Consider the following 18883-nt stretch of genomic DNA (forward strand, 5'->3'; position numbering starts at 1 on the left):
ACTCTCGTGAGTTGCCCTAATGCTGACAGGATTCAGTATTCCTCACCATAATTTGGCGATAATTCCCTGCTAGCCTCCGCGAAACGACGAATTTGTGCAGTTTAAAGAGTACATGTGATGCCCGTTACGACCTACGAAGTCTACACGCCCACCGATCTTGTCTTTGTCGGAAACACTGTGGCCCTTGTTGGCGGATATACCGGCGACAATGATGTGATCCTGACGGTCGACGACGACGACAATATCTTGGACGGCGACCGTTTCCGCAACGAAGACGGCAATGACACCAACCAGTTCGGTACCGCCGTGCTGGCCGATGGCACTGTCATCGGTGGACCCGCTGTCACGGTCTATTCGGAACAACAATTCTCACTGACCGCCCCGGGTCAGGATCCGATCACGCTCTATCAGATAGAGATTGATTCGGACCCTGCTTCGACCTTTGGCAACGGGATTCTCATTGGCTATTTGCCGTCGGTGCCGCTTGTCCCGGACGTGACCTACACCTTCACCGTCTCCAACACGATCGCAGGCAACGCCCCCGAATATCCCACGATCGACGGCGCGATCTGTTTCACCAGCGACAGCATGATCGACACCGATGCCGGCCCCTGCCGCGCCGGCGCCCTGACACCCGGCACGAAAATCAGAACTCGCGACAACGGCTACCAGCCGCTGCGCTGGATCGCCCGCCGCAAGTTGGACCGCCGCGAGCTTGAACAAGCCCCGGCGCTGCGTCCTATCCTGTTCGAGCCGCACGCGTTGGGTCCATTGCAGCCCGAACGGTCCATGCGCCTGTCGCCGCAGCACCGCGTGTTGGTGAACACCGCCGCAAATGAGTTGCTCTTCGGGTCCGGGCCGGTGCTGGTTCCAGCCAAGGGGCTAACCAATGGCACAACTATCCGCGTCGATGATATGGCGGATGGGGTCGAATATATTCACCTGATGTTCGACCAGCATGAGATTGTCTTTGCCGACGGGGTCGAGGCCGAAAGCTTCGTGCCCGGCGCGTGGGCTCTGCAGGTTCTGCCACCCGAGGCGCGCGCCGAATTCGACGCGCTTTTCCCACAATTCAGCGCCGATGGCGTCCCCGGCAGCTACAACGCCTATCCCGCGATCAGCGTCCGCGAAGCGGCACTGCTGAGCCAGCCCTCCGCCTGTACAGACGGCGTGGCCTCGCCTAGGCTCTGAACGACCCTTTAAGCCGAGAGTCGTGACATGGCCAAAGTGATCAATCTGCGCCGCGCCCGCAAAACCGCCGAACGCTCGGCCAAGAAGACGCGCGCAGAGCATAACGCCGCGAAATACGGTCGCAGCAAGGCGGAAAAAGAGCTTGCACGGGCAGAGCAGGACAAGGCCCGGCGCGATCTGGACGGTCACGAGACCGAGGAATGAATCCGCGCCCCGTCAAGCGATCTCTGACCCTGCAAGGCCATCGCACCTCGGTCTCGCTGGAGGATGCGTTCTGGCAGGCGTTTCGCGACATAGCACGCGAAAAGAACATGCCAATCAATGTTCTGGCCGCAGAAATTGATGCTGCAAGGGACCCTGAAACCGGCCTCGCCTCGGCCATTCGCCTGTATATTCTGGCCTGGTATCGCGATCGGCGTTAAACGTCGGGCTTGACCGAATTAGGACAAGCGACCTAATCTCTAGGACAACTGCCCTAGAGGTGTCATGTGAGTCAGCCCCCGACCAATCAACCCCGCACCAAAGACCGCATCGTCGCCACGGCGGACGAGATGTTCTATCATCACGGGTTCGCGCAGACCTCTTTTGCCGATATCGCTGCCCGGGTCGGCATTTCGCGCGGCAATTTCTATCACCATTTCAAGACCAAGGATGACATCCTGCGCGCGGTGATCGCCCTGCGCCTGATGCGCACCCAGGCGATGCTGGCTGACTGGGAAGCCGACGCCGCCACGCCGCGGGAGTGCATCGAGCGTTTCATAGATATCCTGATCATGAACCGGACCAAGATCAGTCGCCATGGCTGCCCCGTCGGCACGCTATCCACCGAACTTACCAAGCTGGACCATGCAGCGCAGGGCGAGGCGAATGCGCTGTTCACCCTGTTTCGCACTTGGCTGCGCACCCAGTTTGAGGCACTTGGCCGAACCGAGGAGGCCGACGCGCTTGCCCTGCATCTTCTGGCCCGCAGCCAGGGCGCGGCGACGATGGCACAGGCCTTCGGAGAGGAACAGTTCCTCTATCAAGAGGTCGAGCGCATGTGCGATTGGCTGGATCAGATTGCCGCGTGAATCTATATAAGAAGAGGATCATATGTTCATAATATTACTCAGATTTTCCGAAAACCGCGCCCAGGTTGCAGACCATATGGACGGACATCGCGACTGGTTGAAACAAGGCTTCGACGAAGGTGTGTTCCTGCTGGCTGGATCGTTGAAACAGGCTCAGGGCGGCGGGATATTGGCTCAGGCCGGATCGCGGGAGGAGATTGCCGCGCGGGTGCAGGCCGACCCCTTTGTCGCGGCGGATGTGGTAACCGCGGAAATCCTCGAACTCGACCCGGCCCGCGCCGATGACCGCCTGTCCTTTCTGATGAAGTGAGACCTGCAGATGACCCAAACGATCCCCGGCCCCGATGGTCTGCCCCGCTGCACATGGTGTCAGTCCGCGCCGGAATTCTTCGACTATCACGACAGCGAATGGGGCTATCCGGTGGGTGATGACCAGCGCCTCTTTGAAAAAATCTGCCTGGAGAGTTTCCAGTCGGGGCTGAGTTGGCGCACCATTCTGGCCAAGCGCGAGAACTTCCGAGCGGCTTTCGCCGGGTTCGATTTCAACAGGATGGCCGAGTTTGATGCGGGCGATGTCGAACGCCTGCTGGGCGACAAGGGCATCGTGCGTCATCGCGGCAAGATCGAGGCGGTGATCAACAATGCCGCGCGAGCGCAGGAATTGGTGGCCGAAAAGGGATCAATCGCCGCCCATGTCTGGAGCTTCGAACCTGACCCCACCAGCCTGCCCGAGCCGCAAACAGCATCGACCTCACCTGAGTCGCATGCTTTGTCGAAGGACCTGCGCAAGCGGGGCTGGAGATTCGTGGGCCCCACCACGGTCTACGCGCTCATGCAGGCAATGGGGTTGATCAACGACCACGCGACAGGCTGCGTGATGCGGGAAAAAGCCGCCTCGAAACGGAAATCCTTCACAAAACCCACCTGAGGCCCACGAAAAAACCGCGCCCTGCGGGGCGCGGTCTAAGCGGTTTGCAAAGCGATTAAGGCGCTTCCAAACGCCTTGCCCGATCTCAGACCGAGGCGCGGTAGATCTTGTCGATATTGCTGCCCAGAGCCGCGTTGAATTCCGCGTCGGACATCTGTTTCGACAAGCCTTCGGCCAGCGCGCGTGAAAACGACGCAATCATGTTGTCATTCTGGTCCAGCAGGGTGCAGGCCTCATCGGTTGAATACCCGCCCGACAGCGCCACCACGCGCAGCACGCGGGGATGCGCGGCCACTTCGGCATAGAGGTTTGACTTGCTCGGCAGGGTCAGCTTCAGCATCACCTCCTGCCCTTCACCCAGCGTATCAAGGTTTTTCAGCAGTTCCGCCTTCAGGATATCCTCGGCCTCGGCCTTGGTTTCGGAGTGGATGTTCACCTCGGGCTCGATGATCGGCACCATCCCGGCCTCCAGCACCGTGCGCCCGACCTCGAATTGCTGTGCGACAATTGCAGCGATGCCATCGGCATCTGCCTCATGGATCACCGAGCGTTCCTTGGTGCCGAATACGCCCAGCGGCGCGGCCTTGGCCAGCGTGTCGGCCAGGCCGGGGATCGGTTTCATCATCTGAACGCCATTGGCCTGATCCTCAAGCCCCTTGTCGATCTTCAGGAACGGCACCACGCCTCGCTCGGACCACATGTATTCCGCGACCTTGCGACCGTCGATCTCTTCGCCCAGCGTACGTTCGAACAGGATCGCGCCGATCACCTTCTCGCTGGTAAAATCATCGGCCAGAATAATCCGCGCGCGCATGCGCTGGATCTCGTCGAACATTTCTTCTTCCGAGCCGTATTGCGCCGCATCCACCCCGTAGAGCGCCAGTGCCTTTGGCGTCGATCCGCCGCTCTGGTCCAGCGCGGCAATGAAACCGGCACCTTTTGTCATCTGTTCGCGCTGCGCTTGATTGGACATATCACTTACCCGTCAACTTGATTCCACTTACCGTTCGCATACCCGATGAACTGCGGCGATGGTAGGTTGTTAGCGTCGGACAACGCGCAACCAGATGCCATCTTTGGCCCGAACGGTCAGATGTGCGACCGGAACCGGGTCTTTGCCCGGCACAAGCTCAAACCGGAAGCGCCGCAGCAGCACCGACAGGATCAACGGCCCCTCGACCATGGCAAAGCCTGCCCCGGTGCAGACGCGCGGTCCGGCAGAGAACGGAATATAGGCCTCGCGTTGGCAGGTCTTGCCGTTTTCAGTGGCCCATCGGGCCGGATCGAACCCGTCGGGATTGTCCCAAAGCCTGTTCTGGCGGTGCAGGTGCCAGGGGCTGATCACCACCTGCGCGCCCTTGGGCACATCACGGTCGCGGAACTGGTGCGGACATTGCGCCTCGCGGACCATCATCGGCACTGGTGGATAAAGCCGCAGCGCCTCGCGGAACACATCGCGGCTGACCTTCAACTGCCCCATGGTACCAAAATCGGGACTCCCATCCAGCGCCTGCGCCTCTTGAGCCACCTTCTCCTGCCAGTCGGGATAGAGCGCCAGCAGGTAAAGCGCCCAGGCCAGCGCCGAGGCGCTGGTTTCATGCCCGGCAAGGAAAAAGATAGCCACCTGATCCACCATCTCATCGGTGTCAAAGCGCTGCCCCGTTTGCGGATCGGCTGTGGTCATGATCTTGGTGGCCAGATCGTCGGGCGCGGTGCCCGCCTCAATCGCGCGCATCCGTTCCGCCGTCAACTCGGTGATCAGCGCCCGAATGCGCGCCGCATTGCGTCTTGTGGCGCGCGCGTGGAAGCGTGGCAGCCAGCGCGGCAAGGGCACAAAGGCCGCAAGGTTCAGGATCGGCTGCGCGCGCTGATAGGCGCGGAAACGGGTGAAGACCTCTGCCGCGACATCGTTTTCGATCGGGATCGAAAACAAAGTGCGAAAGATCACATCCGCCGCCGCGTGGCTGGTCACTTCTTCGATCTCGGTGATCTGTCCGGCCTGCGCCTGCAGCCGGTCCGCCGCAGCCTGCGCTGCGGCCAGCATCGCCGGGAACGTATCGCGCAGCCGCCCGCCCTCGAAAGCCGGATCGATAATGCGGCGCTGACGTTTCCAGGTCTCGCCATTGGTCAGGAACACCGAATTGCCCAGAAGCGGCCGCAGCCCTTCGCCGATCCGGTCGGATTTCGGGAAATCCTCGGGGCTTTCTTTCAGCACCCTGCTCACCAGTTCGGGCTGGTTGATCAGGAAGGAGCGGAAAAACGGCGTGCGGAACTCGGCCATCCACGCGCGATAGAGCCGCTCGGGCTGCGCCGACAGGATATCGCGCCGAAACAGGCGCAGATAGCGCAGGAGCGAGACCTTGTCGGGCCGTGCGGGGGGTTTGGGCGGGTTCATGCGGCGTCCATCGAGGTGTATTTCGAGACGGGCACATCAATGCGCGATTTTGACGGTGCGCGGGTCGCATAACGTTCGGCCAGTGTCAGCGGTCCGGCGGTGATGCGAAAGTAATCGTAATCGCCGGGCCGGTCGAAGGCGCAAAGATACTGGAAATGCAGCCGGAAGAAGCGCCAGCGCAGCGCCCGCCAGCGCGCTGGGCTGAGCGTCTGGGTGAAGGCCGCCGAAAAGACCAGCGGCCAGCGCTTGCCCCCCGGAGCCACGCCGCTCACCGTCACCGGATCACACAGCGCAAAGGCGCAGCCATCGCCGGGGGCCGAGACATCGACCCAGGCCAACGCATCACTGGTGCTGAGCGCGTTCAAATCCGCCCGCAGACGCTGCGCGCGTGGCAGGAAAGACACCATCGGCACCACCTGCCCCAAGGACAGGAACCCCAGCGACGGGCCGCCTACGGGCACCTCTCCCGCACGGATCAGATCGGCCAGCACCGACACGCCCAGATGCGCGCCGGAGCTGTGACCGACCACCAGCACCTCATCCACATCCGTATGCAGCGCCGCGCTGATTGCAGCCCGAAACTTGCCCATCCGCGCCTCCAGCGCCGGGGGATTGGCACCGCGAAGCTGCGCCGAATAAGCATAGTCATGCATCAGGTAATAGGCAAAGAACCGGCCGTCCCGCGCCCGGAACCAGCGCAACAGGGCTATGCCCGCTGCCATACCACCAACCGTCCCCAGCAACGCAAAAATCCCGCCGGGCAGCAAGGTGGCCACTCGATAGACCACCCAGCCCAGCCCAATTGCCAGCAGCAACTGACCCAGCAGCATCACCACCGGGTACAGCGCCGCGATCACCGGCCCTTTGCGCAACCGCATCAGCCGCCAGAGGGTGCCCGACCCGACATAAATCCACGCCGTGCGCAGCATCTGCAGATAGGTCGCCGCAATCGTGTTCGACATGCTGTCGCGCACGATATCGGACCAGACCAGCACCTCGACCCCGGCTTCGACCTGTCGCCTGTCTTGTACCGAGCGCACATCCCAGCCATAGGGGCCGGATCCGGTCTTGCCCGTCAGGGCGATCTCATAGCCCGAGATCGCCGCCTGCGCCGCGCCTTCCTTGCGATACAGCTCACGATATCTGCGGGGATGAATCGGATCATAGCCGGGGATGTAGAACACCCGGCGCCGAAAGGGTTTATCTGGCCGTTCACTGCTCATCTCGGACCTCTTGCGGTCAGACTAGCGCAGCGAGTGGGCAAGAGTAAGGCCCTGAAAGGGCGCTTGCTTTTGTGGTTCAGCCCAGGTTGGCCAGCGGCGGGAAGGCCTCTAGCAGCCAATAGGAGAAGTCCGAGAACCCGCCCGTCAGCATCAGCAACCCGATGGTCCAGAGCAGCAGACCCATCACGCGTTCAATCCGGTCCATATGGCGCTTCATCCATCCCATGAGCCCCTTGAGGCGCGGCAAGAAGGCCGCCACCAGCAGAAACGGAATGCCCAACCCCAGCGCATAGACCGCCAGCAGCATCGTGCCCCGTGTCAGCGAGGCCTCGGAGGCGGCCAGAGACAGGATCGCGCCCAATTGCGGCCCGATACAGGGCGTCCAACCAAAGGCAAAGGCCAGACCCAGAACATAGGCCCCGAACGAGCTGCCGCCACGATCGCCCACATCAATGCGCGCCTCGCGGTCCAGAAACCCGATCCGGTAGACCCCGACAAAATGCGCGCCAAACACCATCACGATCAGACCCGCGACCAGGTTGAACGTCTCCTGATGTTGCAAAAACACCGTTCCGATAGCTGAGGCCGTGAAGCCTAGAAAAAGGAACACGGTCGACAGCCCCAGCACAAAAAACAGCGCCGGCAGCATCACCTTGTTGCGCCCTTCGCTTTCTTCGCTCAGATCGGTGACCGACACGCCGCTCATATAGGCCAGATAGGGCGGTACGATGGGCAGCACGCAGGGCGACAAAAAGCTGATCACCCCTGCCATGAGGGCAATGGTCATCGCCGGAATCAGACTGGCGTCTATGATGGAAATCTCGAACATGCCTGTCACATAGGCGATCTTTGCGGCAAGGTCACGACGCCAATGGGTCACATCATTGTGGTGTCCATCCGGACACGGGCTTGCGGTGATCTTCTGGACACAGGGCACGCGGCGCAATAAGTGCCTCGCATGAACGATGATACCGATACGCTGGATGCGCTGGGGCTGCTCTGCCCCCTGCCCGTCCTCAAGGCCCGCAAACGGCTTAAATCACTGCCCGAGGGCGCCACGCTGCGCATATTGGCAGATGATCCCGCCGCCGTGGTGGATGTGCCGCATTTCTGCGCCCAGGCCGGTCACGCGCTGATCTCACAGACCGAAGCGGGCGACCATCAGATTTACGTGATCCGCAAGGGTGGATGAAAAAAGGCGGGTCCTGAGACCCGCCTTTATCGATTGTTCAACCGATCGCGTCCTAGCTGCCCAGCGACCACCAGCCGCGCCGTTTCGGCTTGGCGGGTTTGGCCTCGGGTTCGGGCGTTTCCGTGACCGATTCCAGAACCGGCTCGGGCGCGGGTTCGGCCACAGGTTCGGCACCGTCGGGCTCTGCAACCTCTTCTGCCTCTTCTGCAACCTCAGCTGCGACGCTGGGCGCTTCCGGTTCCGCCGGGACCTCTTCGGGGGCAGCGGCGATCTCGGGTTCTGAGACAGGCGCATCATCGGCAGCCACTGGGGCCTCCTCGACCACCTCAGCCACAGCCTCTGCAACGACGGGAGCCTCATCACCACCCTGCTCGACCGGGGCCTCGTCCTTCTTGGCCGCCCGTTTGCGGGTTCTGCGCTTGGGCTTCTCCGCCTCGGCATCAGGCGCTTCTTCGGCCTCCGCCGCAACCGCATCATCGCTTGCAGGCGCATCACCAGCGGCGTCCGCCGTGTCGGTTTCGGCGCTGGCCTCTGGTGCCACCTCCTGCGCCTCATCATCGGTCTTTTTCTTGCGGCTGCGCGATCTGCGGGTCCGCTTCGGCTTGGCGTTTTCCTCGCCTTCACCCGAGTCAGGCGCCGTCTCAGCCGCCGCTTCGGCAGGTTCGCCCTCTGCAGGTTGATCACCTGAATCCGCGCTGGCCTCCTGCGCCTCGGTGCTCTCTGCGCCGTCCTCAGACCGGTTGCCTTTCCGCTTGCGCCGACGCCGACGCTTGCGCTTGGGCTTGGCTTCGCCCTCGGCGTCGACCGTCTCGGCATCCGACTGCGCCTCACTCTCGGTCGGCGCTTCCGCCTCATCCGCGTCGATCTGATCCATCAGCGAGGTATCGACTGACACAACGGGGGCCGCCACTTCGGCCACGATACGCGTTGCCGTCTTGAACTTCTCGATCGAGAAATCGGGGCTGACCAGATGGGTATCCCCCTCAAGGCGCACCGACAAACCATAGCGGGCTTCGATCTGGGCGATATGCTCGCGTTTCTGATTCATCAGGAAATTGGCGATATTGACCGGGCAGCGCACCAGAACTTCGCGGGTGCGGCGGCGGGTGCCTTCCTCTTCGACCTGGCGCAGAATGGCCAACGCCATGTTGTCGTCGGAGCGGATCAGACCGGTTCCGTGACAGGACGGGCATGGCTGCGTTGTCGCTTCGATCATGCCGGGGCGCAGGCGCTGGCGGCTCATCTCCATCAGGCCAAAGCCCGAGATGCGGCCCACCTGAATGCGCGCGCGGTCGGTCTTGAGCCGGTCCTTCATGCGCTTTTCGACGGCCGAGTTGTTCTTGCGCTCGTCCATGTCGATGAAGTCGATGACTATCAGACCGGCCAGATCGCGCAGCCGCAACTGGCGTGCCACCTCATCGGCGGCCTCAAGGTTGGTCTTGAGCGCGGTTTCCTCGATCGAAGCCTCTTTGGTGGCCCGGCCAGAGTTCACGTCGATCGCCACCAGCGCCTCGGTCACGCCGATCACGATGTAGCCGCCGGACTTCAACTGCACCACCGGGTTGAACATGCCCGCCAGATAGGTTTCCACCTGATAGCGCGCAAACAGCGGCAGCGCGTCTTCATACCGCTGCACGTTCTTGGCGTGGCTCGGCATGATCATCTTCATGAAGTCCTTGGCGATGCGATAGCCCGCCTCGCCTTCGACCAGCACCTCGTCGATATCGCGGTTGTAGAGGTCGCGGATCGAGCGTTTGACCAGATCGCCCTCTTCATAAATCTTGGCGGGCGCGATGGATTTCAGCGTCAGCTCGCGGATCTGCTCCCAGAGCCGCTGCAGATACTCATAATCGCGCTTGATCTCGGCCTTGGTGCGCTTGGCACCTGCCGTCCGCACGATCAGACCGGCGCCCGAAGGCACATCAATTTCGGCGGCGATGTCCTTGAGTTTCTTGCGATCCGTGGCGTTGGTGATCTTGCGGCTGATGCCGCCACCGCGGGCGGTGTTGGGCATCAAGACGCAATAGCGACCCGCCAGCGACAGGTAGGTTGTCAGAGCCGCACCCTTGTTGCCGCGCTCTTCCTTGACCACCTGCACCAGCATAACCTGGCGTACCTTGACCACTTCCTGGATCTTGTAGCGGCGCGGACGCGGTTTGCGCGGCGGGCGGATATCCTCGCTGTCATCATCATCCGCAACGGATTCGATGTTTTCGTCCTTCTTGGAGGCGTCCGAGCCCTTTGCCTTCGGCGTGTCGTCAGCCTCCTCTTCAGCGTCCTGCGCATCCACCTCTGCAGCATCCGCTTCTGCTTCTGCCTCGGGGGTGTCATCCTCCGAACCCTCGGCTTCGGCTGCTGGTTCCTCTGCTTCCGAACTCTCCTCGACCGCACTGTCCGCGTCAGTGCCCTCAGCCGTATCAACCTCTGAGTCCTCAGGCTCGGCAACCGGCGTTTCCGCAACGGTCTCCATCGGAGAGCTGCCTTCGGGCACGATATCGGCGTCCGCCTCGGTCTCGTCGCTCAGATCGATGGTTTCCATGCCGTCGATCTCGACCTCCTTGGTCTCGACGGCATCCTCGCTCACCACATCCTCGGCCTTGGTCTTTGAGCGCGAGCGGCGGCGTGGTTTCGACGATTTCGCCACTTCGGCCTCGTCGCGGGCACGCAATGCCTCGGCATAAGCGCGCTCTTCCTCCATCAGCGCCTCGCGGTCGGCGACGGGAATCTGGTAGTAATCGGGATGAATCTCGGAAAACGCCAGGAAACCATGGCGATTTCCGCCATAGTCTACAAAGGCGGCCTGTAGCGAGGGTTCGACCCGCGTTACCTTGGCGAGATAGATGTTGCCGGCAAGCTGCCGGCGGTTTTCGGCCTCGAAATCAAATTCCTCGACCTTGTTTCCGTCAACCACCACGACGCGGGTCTCTTCCGCGTGGGTGGCATCGATAAGCATTTTCTTTCCCATGTTTCCTTGGTGCACCGCGCCAATGGCACGCGTCGCCTGAGACCAGGCGGTCCGGCATGTCTGGGGGGGTGTCTTGTCAGGGCGATTTCAGACGCAGCGCGGCAGGGTCCGGCCAACTGGCCCCCTGCCCGATTTCTCAATCCTTGCGCGCGCGTCATCGCGGTTCTTCTCCGACAGACGCGGGGGTTCCGCCGCCTGCCCACTTATTTCCTTTCTCCCAACGCATCGGAAGAAGGCACTCCACTGCCCCTTTTGCGGGGCAATAATCTATCTGCAATGTCCTGCGGATATTTCGTCCAACCTGGACAAAGCAGCGAATCTCTAAACGGGGTTTAAGGACCAAAATCCCGGCCCGACCCGTTCCCACACCATAAAGGGAGACTTGTGGAAAAGACAATGGGCAAAACAGGCTGCGCAACACCCCTTGTTCATCTGGCCAGAAATATCCCGGGGTGTGAATTGAACCGCAGGCTCAAGAGAGGGGCTGGCCCCTCTCTTGCGCAAACCTACAGATAATCAGAGCGCTGCAAGCCATATTTGGCCATCTTCTCGTTCAGTGTCCGGCGCGGCAGGCACAGCTCATCCATGACGCTGGCAATCGAGCCCTTGTGGCGGCGCATGGTGTTGTCGATCAGCATTCGCTCGAACGCCTCGACATATTCCTTGAGCGGCTTGCCCTCGGTGGTCATCACCGGCTGCATCTCTTCATGATCCGACATCAGCAGCGATGCAATCGTGCCCGAGCCGCGCCGCGCCTGCAGCACCGCGCGTTCAGCGATGTTGATCAGCTGGCGCACATTGCCCGGCCAGGGCGCCTGCAGCAGCTGTGCGGCCTCCTGCGCGCTCACCTGTGGTGCGTCGCAGCCATATTCTTCGGCAAACTGTTCCGAGAGCCGCGTGAACAGCGTCAGGATATCCTCGCCGCGCTGACGCAGCGGCGGCATGGTGATGCGCAAGGCGGCCAGCCGGTAGAACAGGTCAGGCCGCAGCGCATCTTCGCAGGTCTTGCCTGCCTCCTGCAGGTTGGAGATCGCCACAATCCGGGTTTCTGCGGGCGTGCCCTGCTGGTTCATCACGCTCAGCAGCTTGGCCTGCAACGTGTCGCTGAGCGCTTCGATATCCTCCAGCACCAGCGTGCCGCCGCGCGCCTCTTCGATGGCGGGCAGTTCGGCATCCTCTGGGTTCATCGGGCCAAAGAGCCGCTTGGCCAGCGCCTCTTCCTCCAGCGCGGCGCAGGAGATCAGCACGAATTTCTTGCCCGCCCGGCTGCCCACCGCATGCAGCGCATGCGCCGCCAGCGTCTTGCCGGTGCCAGTTTCGCCGTCGATCAGCACGTGACCATCCGCCTGACCCAGATCGAGAATATCCTCGCGCAGCCGCTCCATCACCGGGCTGGCGCCGATCAACTTCTTCATCAGTTGCGAGCCGTCGCTCAACTCGCGCCGCAGGGCGCGGTTGTCGAGCGTCAGGCGCCGGTTCACCGTGGCGCGCTTGGCGAGTTCCGACATCCGGTCCGGGTTGAACGGCTTCTCCAGAAAATCGAACGCCCCCACCCGCATTGCCTCAACCGCCATCGGCACATCGCCATGGCCGGTGATCATGATCACCGGCAGCGTGCTGTCCGAACCCATCAGCTTCTTGAGAAACTGCATCCCGTCCATGCCGGGCATCCGGATGTCAGAGATCACGATGCCGGGATATTCCGGCCCCAAAACCTTGAGCGCATCCTCGGCGCTGGCAAAGGTCTCGGTGTCATAGCCGGACAGGGCCAGCCATTGGCTGATCGACTGCCGCATGTCCTGTTCGTCATCCACAATCGCAATTTTCATGGCCTGTGCCATTGATGTACCTCTTACTCTGCGGCCTCGACGCCGCCTTCCAGAATGGGCAGGCGCATTTCAAATACTGCCCCCCCATGTTGTCCGTTGCGCGCTGTCAGACGCCCGCCATGGTCGTTGACGATCCCCGACGATATGGCAAGCCCAAGCCCGACACCATCCCCCGGCCGCTTGGTGGTGTAGAACGGCTCGAACAGCGCATCGAAATCTTCGATCCCGTCGCCATTGTCGCGCACCGTCAGGATCGCCGTTTCCCCCGCTGCGAGGATAATCTCGACCTCGGGATCGCCCACCGTTTTGGTGGCATCCAGCGCATTTCTGAGCAAGTTTACCATAACCTGTTCAATTCGCATACGATCTCCCATCACGAGGACCGGAGTGTCGGGCAGTATCTGGGTGATCTTGACCTGTCGGTGGCGCAGTTGCGGCTCCATCATCGCCAGTGACGCGGCCAGCGCATCGCCCATATTTACAGGCGAAAACGCATCCGCGCCCTTGCGCGCATAAGATTTCAGCTGCCGCGTGATCGCGCCCATCCGCTCGATCAGATCGTCGATCCGACCGAAGGAGGACAGCGCCTCTTCGGGGCGGTTGCGGCGCAGCAGAAGGCGCGCACCGGCCAGATAGGTTTTCATCGCCGCCAGCGGCTGGTTCAGCTCGTGACTCACCGCCGCAGACATCTCGCCCAGTGCGGCCAATTTCGAGCTTTGTTCCAGCGTCTGCTCGGCCACGGCGAGGGTTTCCTGTACCCGCTGACGCTCAGCAATTTCCCGCTGTAGCCTGCTGTTCAATGCGCGAAGCTCTGCCGACTCGCGCTGGAACAATGCCATGCGCAACGCGGTTTTCCGGCTCAGCCCATAGAAGACCAGCGCCAGCAGAATCGCGAATCCCATGATTTCCAACGCCAAAACACCGTTCACCCGCTCGCGGACAGAGGCGTATGTGGTGAAGGATGTCATCTGCCAGCCACGGAACGGAATGCGGTTTTCCATCCGGATCACCGCCTCGCCCTGCAGGTAGGCATCAGCGGGCAGCGCGGTCCAACCGGCGGTGGCGCGGATGGCACGCTCGATCGCCCCTTGCGGGGTCTGGCGCTGCAACGCCTCTTGCTCATCCAACCCACGCCAGCGCGGCTCGGTCGACAGGATGATCGTGCCGGTGCTGTCGGTCACCAGAACCGCATCAGATATCCCCGCCCAGGCGCGCTCGAATTTCTGCAGGTCGACCTCGACCACGATGACACCCAACAGCTCGCCATTAGCTTCGATCTTGCGCGAATAGCTGAAGCTGTAGCCCCCGGATTCGCGCTGGATAACGGTAAAAATTGTGGCGTTTGAGCGGATCGCATCAATGAAATTGGCGGCCGCGCGGTGTTGTTCACCGATACGGTTGCGATCGGTGGCAGCCACCGCGCGCCCGTCCTGATCCAACAGCATCAGCGACGCCGCGCCGATTTCCTCGACAAACGAGATCAGCCGCTGGGTGGACAGCGAGAAATCATTCGATTGCAGCGCCGAGATCAGCGTCGGGTCGCGCGCCAGCAATTGCGGCACGATGGCGTTGCGTCTGAGCTCGCTCAGCAGGTTTCCGGAATAAAGCGCCAGTCGCAGCTCGGCCCGGTTGCGGGTGCTCTGGGTAAAGCGGTCGGTCAGCAGCCGGTTGGTCACCCAGACCGTGGCCGCCACCGCAACCAGCAGCACCAGCAGAATACCGCGCACCCGCCAGGACACCGCGCCCGAGTCCGACACGGGCGGGGCAGACTCCCGCGCATTGGAATTGTCACCATTCATGAGGCAACGCTACTTGGGCGCGGAGTTCTGCTCAAGTCATGCCGGCGTGAGGACACCCGCCAATGCGCGGAAGAGCGCCACCCCATCCGTGCCGCCATGCCCCTCATCGGCGGCCCGCTCGGGATGGGGCATCATCCCCAACACCCTGCGGTTCTGCGACAGGACCCCCGCAATATCGGCCACTGAACCGTTGGGATTCTGGTCATAGGTAAAGGCCACGCGATCCTGATCATGCAGCATCGCCACGGTATCGTCATCGGCAAAATAGTTGCCGTCATGATGCGCAATCGGGATGCCGATCACATCGCCGGCGTTATAGCCTTCGGTAAAGGCGCTGTCGCTGGTGGCAACTTTCAGCCCAACGGTCTTGCAGATATATTTCAGCCCCGCATTGCGCAGCAGCGCGCCGGGCAGGATGCCGGTCTCGGTCAGGATCTGGAAACCGTTGCAGATGCCCATGGCGTAGCCGCCACGCTCGGTATGGGCCTGCACCGCCCGGATGATCGGCGATTGTGCGGCAATCGCGCCGCAGCGCAGATAGTCACCATAGGAAAAGCCACCGGGCACACCGACGATATCGACGCCTTCGGGCAGGTCCGCATCCTTGTGCCAGACCATCGCGACATCAAAACCCGCGCGCTCGAACGCCACCGCAAGATCGCGGTCGCAATTGGAGCCGGGAAAGACAATGACCGCCGCCTTCATCCCTGCATCTCGATGCTGTAGGATTCGATCACGGTATTGGCCAGCAGCTTTTCACACATGGCGGTGACATCCGCCTCGCTGGCGCCCTCGGCCAGCTGCAAATCGATCACCTTGCCCTGGCGCACGCCCTCGACCTTGTCGAATCCCATTGCGCCGAGCGCGTGGCGCACCGCCTCGCCCTGCGGATCGAGAACCCCGTTCTTGAGCATCACATGCACCCGTGCCTTCATCTGTCGCAACTCCCAGCGCGGCCCGGACTGTCCGAGGCCCTTATTCCGTTGCGCGGGGGAATAGCCTGCCTGAGCGCGCGGAACAACCCTTGGTGAAGGGCCGTCTTATTAGCTGTCCGGCCCGGAAAACAGATGCGGGTAATGGGCGTCGATTGAATCGAAGATGCCCGTCAGCACCATTTCCACGGAAACCGCCACAAGGATGATCGCCATGATCCGAGTGATCACGCTGATCATCGTCATGCCCAACAGGCGCGAGATCTGATGCGCAAAGATCAGGCCCAACCCCACGATCCCGCAGGCGATCAGCGCGGCGGATCCCAGCGTCACAAGCTCGGCCCCGTCCGAAAGCTGATGCGAAAAGACAATCGTCGTGGTGATCATCCCCGGCCCGATGGTCAGCGGAATCGCCAGGGGCACGACGGCAAAGTTCATCTTGCGCTCCTTGCCCTCTTCGACGGCCACCTGATCGCCTTGCGCACGATCCTCGGCGTTCAGCATCGACATCCCGATGCCGAAGATAATGATCCCGCCCGCGACCCGGAACGAGGGCACGTCGATCCCGAATATCGCCAGTATCTCCTCGCCAGTCGCAACCGCGATCAGCGCAATGACGGTGATCGTGATCGTCACGATGATCGCAATGCGCCGCCGTTCGGCCTGCGAGAAGCCATTCGTCATGCTCAGAAAGATCGGGATGTTGTAGAGCGGATTGAAAATCGCCAAAGCCGCGCCCAGAAACTTGAAAAAGATCGCCTGATTGAACAGTTCGGCCATTGCTGTCCCCATCTCCGTCCCGACGGGAAGATGAAAACAACAGTTGCGGGAAAAAATAAAGACCTGCCTGTCGCGATCACCCGGATTGCACGCCATCACCGGGCATCGGATGGTCGGACCACCATTGAAACACCGCTTTGGCATAGTCCGCGAGGATGCGGACCCAGCGCTTGATGTCATCTTCGGAGTTCAATTCATCCGCACGCAAGTCTGCAAACAACAGCTTAAGCGAACATTCCAAATTGGGCCTCAGCCCATCGGTCATGAGCATATCCAGGATGCGCGAATGCGGTCTGTTCAAATCAAAGCACAGCATCACGACTAGGTCATTTTCATCCCTTGGCCCCAAAGTGTAGATCGCTTGAGAGGGGGTGATATTTCGTTCCTTCAACCCTAGCCCATCCGCGTCCTCGGAGACTGCGTGTATGGCCTGATCCGTCATTTCGACATTCAGGCGAAAGCTATAACGCCAACCGGGTGTTTGTTCAGGTTCGGGGAGGCTCAATGTGACCTCGCTGATCAGAGTCGACGCATCCATGCGGACCTCTCTCCTCTCCTTCTCTGGAAGTTCCCAAAACCCATGCAGCCCAGCAAACAGACCCAATCGTAGTTCTTCTGGGGTGTGGGCCTCGCCCTTCGCCAACTCGCACAGCACGGCGTCTAGCTCAGCGGGGACAAGCCCTTCGAAAGGCGGCTCGCCCGCATAGATCGCGCGGGTCATCTTGGTCATTTTCGGGATCAGATGGGGTACTGCATACATGCTCTGCCTCACAAGCGGTCGAGTGTCACGAAAGGTGATGCCTCGCACCTTAGACAGGGAAGAAACCATTAACAATCTGTAAATAAAGGAGGTTTCGCGACGAAACCTCCCTCAATCGCGCATGAGAGGCAGGATATACCCTGCCCGCCCACCATTCTATCAGTTGATCAGCGTCGGCTTGCTCACCGGGGCCGATTTCGGCATCACACCCAGGCGGCGGGCCACTTCGGAATAGGCATCCGTCAGATTGCCCAGATCGCGGCGGAACACGTCCTTGTCCAGTTTCTGGCCAGTCTCGATATCCCACAGGCGGCAGCTGTCGGGGCTGATCTCGTCCGCGATGATCAAGCGCTGGAAATCACCATCATAAACCCGTCCGATCTCGATCTTGAAATCGACCAGCTTGATGCCGACGCCATACATCAGGCCCGACATATAATCGTTGACCCGCAGCGCCAGGCTGAGGATGTCATCCATGTCCTGCTGGCTGGCCCAACCGAAGGCGGCGATGTGTTCCTCGGTGACCAGCGGGTCGCCCAGCCCATCATCCTTGTAGCAATATTCCACGATCGGGCGCGGCAGTTGCGTGCCCTCTTCGATGCCCAGCCGTTTCGACATGGTCCCGGCGGCAAAGTTGCGCACGATGACTTCCAGCGGCACGATCTCACAGGCGCGCACCAGTTGCTCGCGCATGTTCAGCCGCTTGAGGAAATGGGTCGGCACGCCGATATGATTCAGACCGGTCATGAAGAACTCGGACAGGCGGTTGTTCAGCACCCCCTTGCCTTCGATCACGTCCTTCTTTTCGGCGTTGAAGGCGGTGGCATCATCCTTGAAGTATTGCACGATGGTGCCCGGCTCGGGGCCTTCATACAGAATCTTCGCCTTGCCTTCGTATATTTTCTTGCGACGTGCCATTGCCGACCTTTCGGGCTGGAAACAGGGGATCAGCCCCCCACCGCGCCCTCATAGTGCAAGTGTGGCAGTGCCGCAAGCGAGGTACACAAAGGCTGGCGCTCATGTAGGAGAACCACGCTCGACCTCTGATGTAGCTATGCGGACAAAGCGGACGACACCGGGTAGCTTGCTAGTCGACTATTCCAACTGGCGGCAGCAGTTGAACGCCGCCCTTCGACGGTTCATCAGGAAGTATTTGCCACTCGGGTAACGGTTTGACGACCGGGGGATCGAGCACCACGACGGGATATTCTTCAACCCAATAACCGCCCCACTCTACGCCACACTTAGCAAGTGCCGAAACGACATCTGGCGGCACAAAGCTAGAACCAAAAACCAACAGATCATCATTTTGGTCTCTTGTTTCATAGGCGATCCATTTACCAGCCGCGATATCCAGAAGCGCCGCCCAAGTACCGTGATAACCAAGCCTTCGACCAGTGACAAAGAAATAGCCATCGGCTAATCGAACTAACTCGTGCTCATAGGGGAGTTCGAGGACTGCTTGCGAAAGCTCCCACTGGGCCTCATGCAAAGGTTCTGCATGGCCGTTCAGCGAGTTGATGCATGATACTATATCGACCGCCGCATCTGCCTTATCGGCAAGCACTGGTGATGACGGTAAGAGAATAGCGGCTGCTAGAGCCAAAGCGAACTTCTTCATCCCCTCGATGTAGTCATATCAACAAATCTTGCTAGTGCGCTCGTATTGTAACTTTGGGCTCACGCACTAAATCGCTCCGCGATATGGGCTCTGTTTGGCGTGAGTTGTGCTTACGCGGGATATGTTTCGCGGTTTGTTGAGTTGGGAGTTTCCTGTTGATCGAGGTGATTTTGCCTCGATTGACAGAGGGTTTTCCCA

At 60.9% G+C, this 18883-nt stretch carries 20 protein-coding genes; 7 read left to right on the plus strand and 13 right to left on the minus strand.

The window, feature by feature from the left end; all coding sequences use genetic code 11:
* Nucleotides 1-117: 117 nt before the first annotated feature.
* From AB1E34_RS22155 to AB1E34_RS22180, 6 genes are all read left to right on the plus strand, one after another.
* The gene (locus tag AB1E34_RS22155; protein WP_372574486.1) at nucleotides 118-1191 is read left to right on the plus strand and encodes a Hint domain-containing protein; all 1074 of its coding nucleotides are present in this window, start codon (nucleotides 118-120) and stop codon (nucleotides 1189-1191) included.
* Nucleotides 1192-1218: 27 nt separating this feature from the next.
* Entirely contained in the window at nucleotides 1219-1395 is a 177-nt protein-coding gene (locus AB1E34_RS22160) for a DUF4169 family protein (RefSeq protein ID WP_372574487.1), read from the plus strand.
* On the plus strand, nucleotides 1392-1613 hold the full coding sequence (locus tag AB1E34_RS22165) for a ribbon-helix-helix domain-containing protein (protein WP_372574488.1): 222 nt from the start codon (nucleotides 1392-1394) through the stop codon (nucleotides 1611-1613). The genes AB1E34_RS22160 and AB1E34_RS22165 overlap by 4 nt, the downstream gene beginning before the upstream one ends.
* A gap of 66 nt (nucleotides 1614-1679) precedes the next feature.
* Nucleotides 1680-2261, plus strand: a complete 582-nt coding sequence (locus tag AB1E34_RS22170; RefSeq protein ID WP_372574489.1) for a TetR/AcrR family transcriptional regulator — start codon at nucleotides 1680-1682, stop codon at nucleotides 2259-2261.
* 22 nt (nucleotides 2262-2283) lie between these two features.
* Nucleotides 2284-2571: a YciI family protein gene (locus tag AB1E34_RS22175; protein ID WP_372574490.1), complete on the plus strand. Its 288-nt coding sequence runs from the start codon at nucleotides 2284-2286 to the stop codon at nucleotides 2569-2571.
* 9 nt (nucleotides 2572-2580) lie between these two features.
* Nucleotides 2581-3189 (plus strand): DNA-3-methyladenine glycosylase I, encoded by a 609-nt coding sequence (locus tag AB1E34_RS22180; protein ID WP_372574491.1) that lies wholly within the window; start codon nucleotides 2581-2583, stop codon nucleotides 3187-3189.
* An 85-nt stretch (nucleotides 3190-3274) separates the two neighbouring features.
* Here the strand turns inward: AB1E34_RS22180 and AB1E34_RS22185 are convergent, their stop codons facing one another.
* The 4 genes from AB1E34_RS22185 to AB1E34_RS22200 all read right to left on the minus strand — a co-directional run bounded on the left by AB1E34_RS22185 (nucleotide 3275) and on the right by AB1E34_RS22200 (nucleotide 7636).
* Nucleotides 3275-4162, minus strand: a complete 888-nt coding sequence (locus tag AB1E34_RS22185; RefSeq protein WP_372574492.1) for a fructose bisphosphate aldolase — start codon at nucleotides 4160-4162, stop codon at nucleotides 3275-3277.
* Nucleotides 4163-4231: 69 nt separating this feature from the next.
* Nucleotides 4232-5584 (minus strand): cytochrome P450, encoded by a 1353-nt coding sequence (locus AB1E34_RS22190; protein ID WP_372574493.1) that lies wholly within the window; start codon nucleotides 5582-5584, stop codon nucleotides 4232-4234.
* Nucleotides 5581-6807: a hypothetical protein gene (locus AB1E34_RS22195; RefSeq protein WP_372574494.1), complete on the minus strand. Its 1227-nt coding sequence runs from the start codon at nucleotides 6805-6807 to the stop codon at nucleotides 5581-5583. Before AB1E34_RS22195 ends, AB1E34_RS22190 begins: the two co-directional genes overlap by 4 nt.
* A gap of 76 nt (nucleotides 6808-6883) precedes the next feature.
* Nucleotides 6884-7636 carry a cytochrome c biogenesis CcdA family protein gene (locus AB1E34_RS22200; RefSeq protein WP_372574503.1) on the minus strand — a complete coding sequence of 251 codons (753 nt, stop codon included), beginning with the start codon at nucleotides 7634-7636 and terminating at the stop codon, nucleotides 6884-6886.
* A gap of 129 nt (nucleotides 7637-7765) precedes the next feature.
* Here AB1E34_RS22200 and AB1E34_RS22205 point away from each other — a divergent pair, with 129 nt between their 5' ends.
* Complete coding sequence (locus tag AB1E34_RS22205; RefSeq protein WP_372574495.1) at nucleotides 7766-7999, plus strand: sulfurtransferase TusA family protein; 234 nt, start codon at nucleotides 7766-7768, stop codon at nucleotides 7997-7999.
* A gap of 52 nt (nucleotides 8000-8051) precedes the next feature.
* Here AB1E34_RS22205 and AB1E34_RS22210 read toward each other — a convergent pair whose 3' ends face one another.
* The 9 genes from AB1E34_RS22210 to AB1E34_RS22250 form a co-directional block, all read right to left on the minus strand.
* On the minus strand, nucleotides 8052-10964 hold the full coding sequence (locus AB1E34_RS22210; RefSeq protein ID WP_372574496.1) for an Rne/Rng family ribonuclease: 2913 nt from the start codon (nucleotides 10962-10964) through the stop codon (nucleotides 8052-8054).
* 506 nt (nucleotides 10965-11470) lie between these two features.
* A complete protein-coding gene (locus AB1E34_RS22215) occupies nucleotides 11471-12805 on the minus strand; it encodes a sigma-54-dependent transcriptional regulator (protein WP_306194752.1) in 1335 nt (444 codons plus the stop codon).
* A gap of 11 nt (nucleotides 12806-12816) precedes the next feature.
* The gene (locus tag AB1E34_RS22220; protein ID WP_372574497.1) at nucleotides 12817-14592 is read right to left on the minus strand and encodes a sensor histidine kinase; all 1776 of its coding nucleotides are present in this window, start codon (nucleotides 14590-14592) and stop codon (nucleotides 12817-12819) included.
* Between the two features lie 36 nt (nucleotides 14593-14628).
* Nucleotides 14629-15297, minus strand: a complete 669-nt coding sequence (gene purQ / locus AB1E34_RS22225) for a phosphoribosylformylglycinamidine synthase subunit PurQ (RefSeq protein ID WP_372574498.1) — start codon at nucleotides 15295-15297, stop codon at nucleotides 14629-14631.
* Nucleotides 15294-15527: a phosphoribosylformylglycinamidine synthase subunit PurS gene (purS, locus tag AB1E34_RS22230; RefSeq protein WP_306194755.1), complete on the minus strand. Its 234-nt coding sequence runs from the start codon at nucleotides 15525-15527 to the stop codon at nucleotides 15294-15296. Before purS ends, purQ begins: the two co-directional genes overlap by 4 nt.
* Nucleotides 15528-15635: 108 nt before the next feature.
* Entirely contained in the window at nucleotides 15636-16304 is a 669-nt protein-coding gene (locus AB1E34_RS22235; protein ID WP_372574499.1) for a MarC family protein, read from the minus strand.
* A gap of 76 nt (nucleotides 16305-16380) precedes the next feature.
* The gene (locus tag AB1E34_RS22240) at nucleotides 16381-17034 is read right to left on the minus strand and encodes a hypothetical protein (RefSeq protein ID WP_372574500.1); all 654 of its coding nucleotides are present in this window, start codon (nucleotides 17032-17034) and stop codon (nucleotides 16381-16383) included.
* Nucleotides 17035-17223: 189 nt separating this feature from the next.
* Nucleotides 17224-17982, minus strand: a complete 759-nt coding sequence (gene purC / locus AB1E34_RS22245) for a phosphoribosylaminoimidazolesuccinocarboxamide synthase (RefSeq protein WP_372574501.1) — start codon at nucleotides 17980-17982, stop codon at nucleotides 17224-17226.
* A gap of 169 nt (nucleotides 17983-18151) precedes the next feature.
* Nucleotides 18152-18685 carry a hypothetical protein gene (locus AB1E34_RS22250; RefSeq protein WP_372574502.1) on the minus strand — a complete coding sequence of 178 codons (534 nt, stop codon included), beginning with the start codon at nucleotides 18683-18685 and terminating at the stop codon, nucleotides 18152-18154.
* Nucleotides 18686-18883: the final 198 nt, after the last annotated feature.

The sequence above is a fragment of the Ruegeria jejuensis genome (assembly GCF_041537905.1).
Lineage (GTDB): Bacteria > Pseudomonadota > Alphaproteobacteria > Rhodobacterales > Rhodobacteraceae > Ruegeria_C.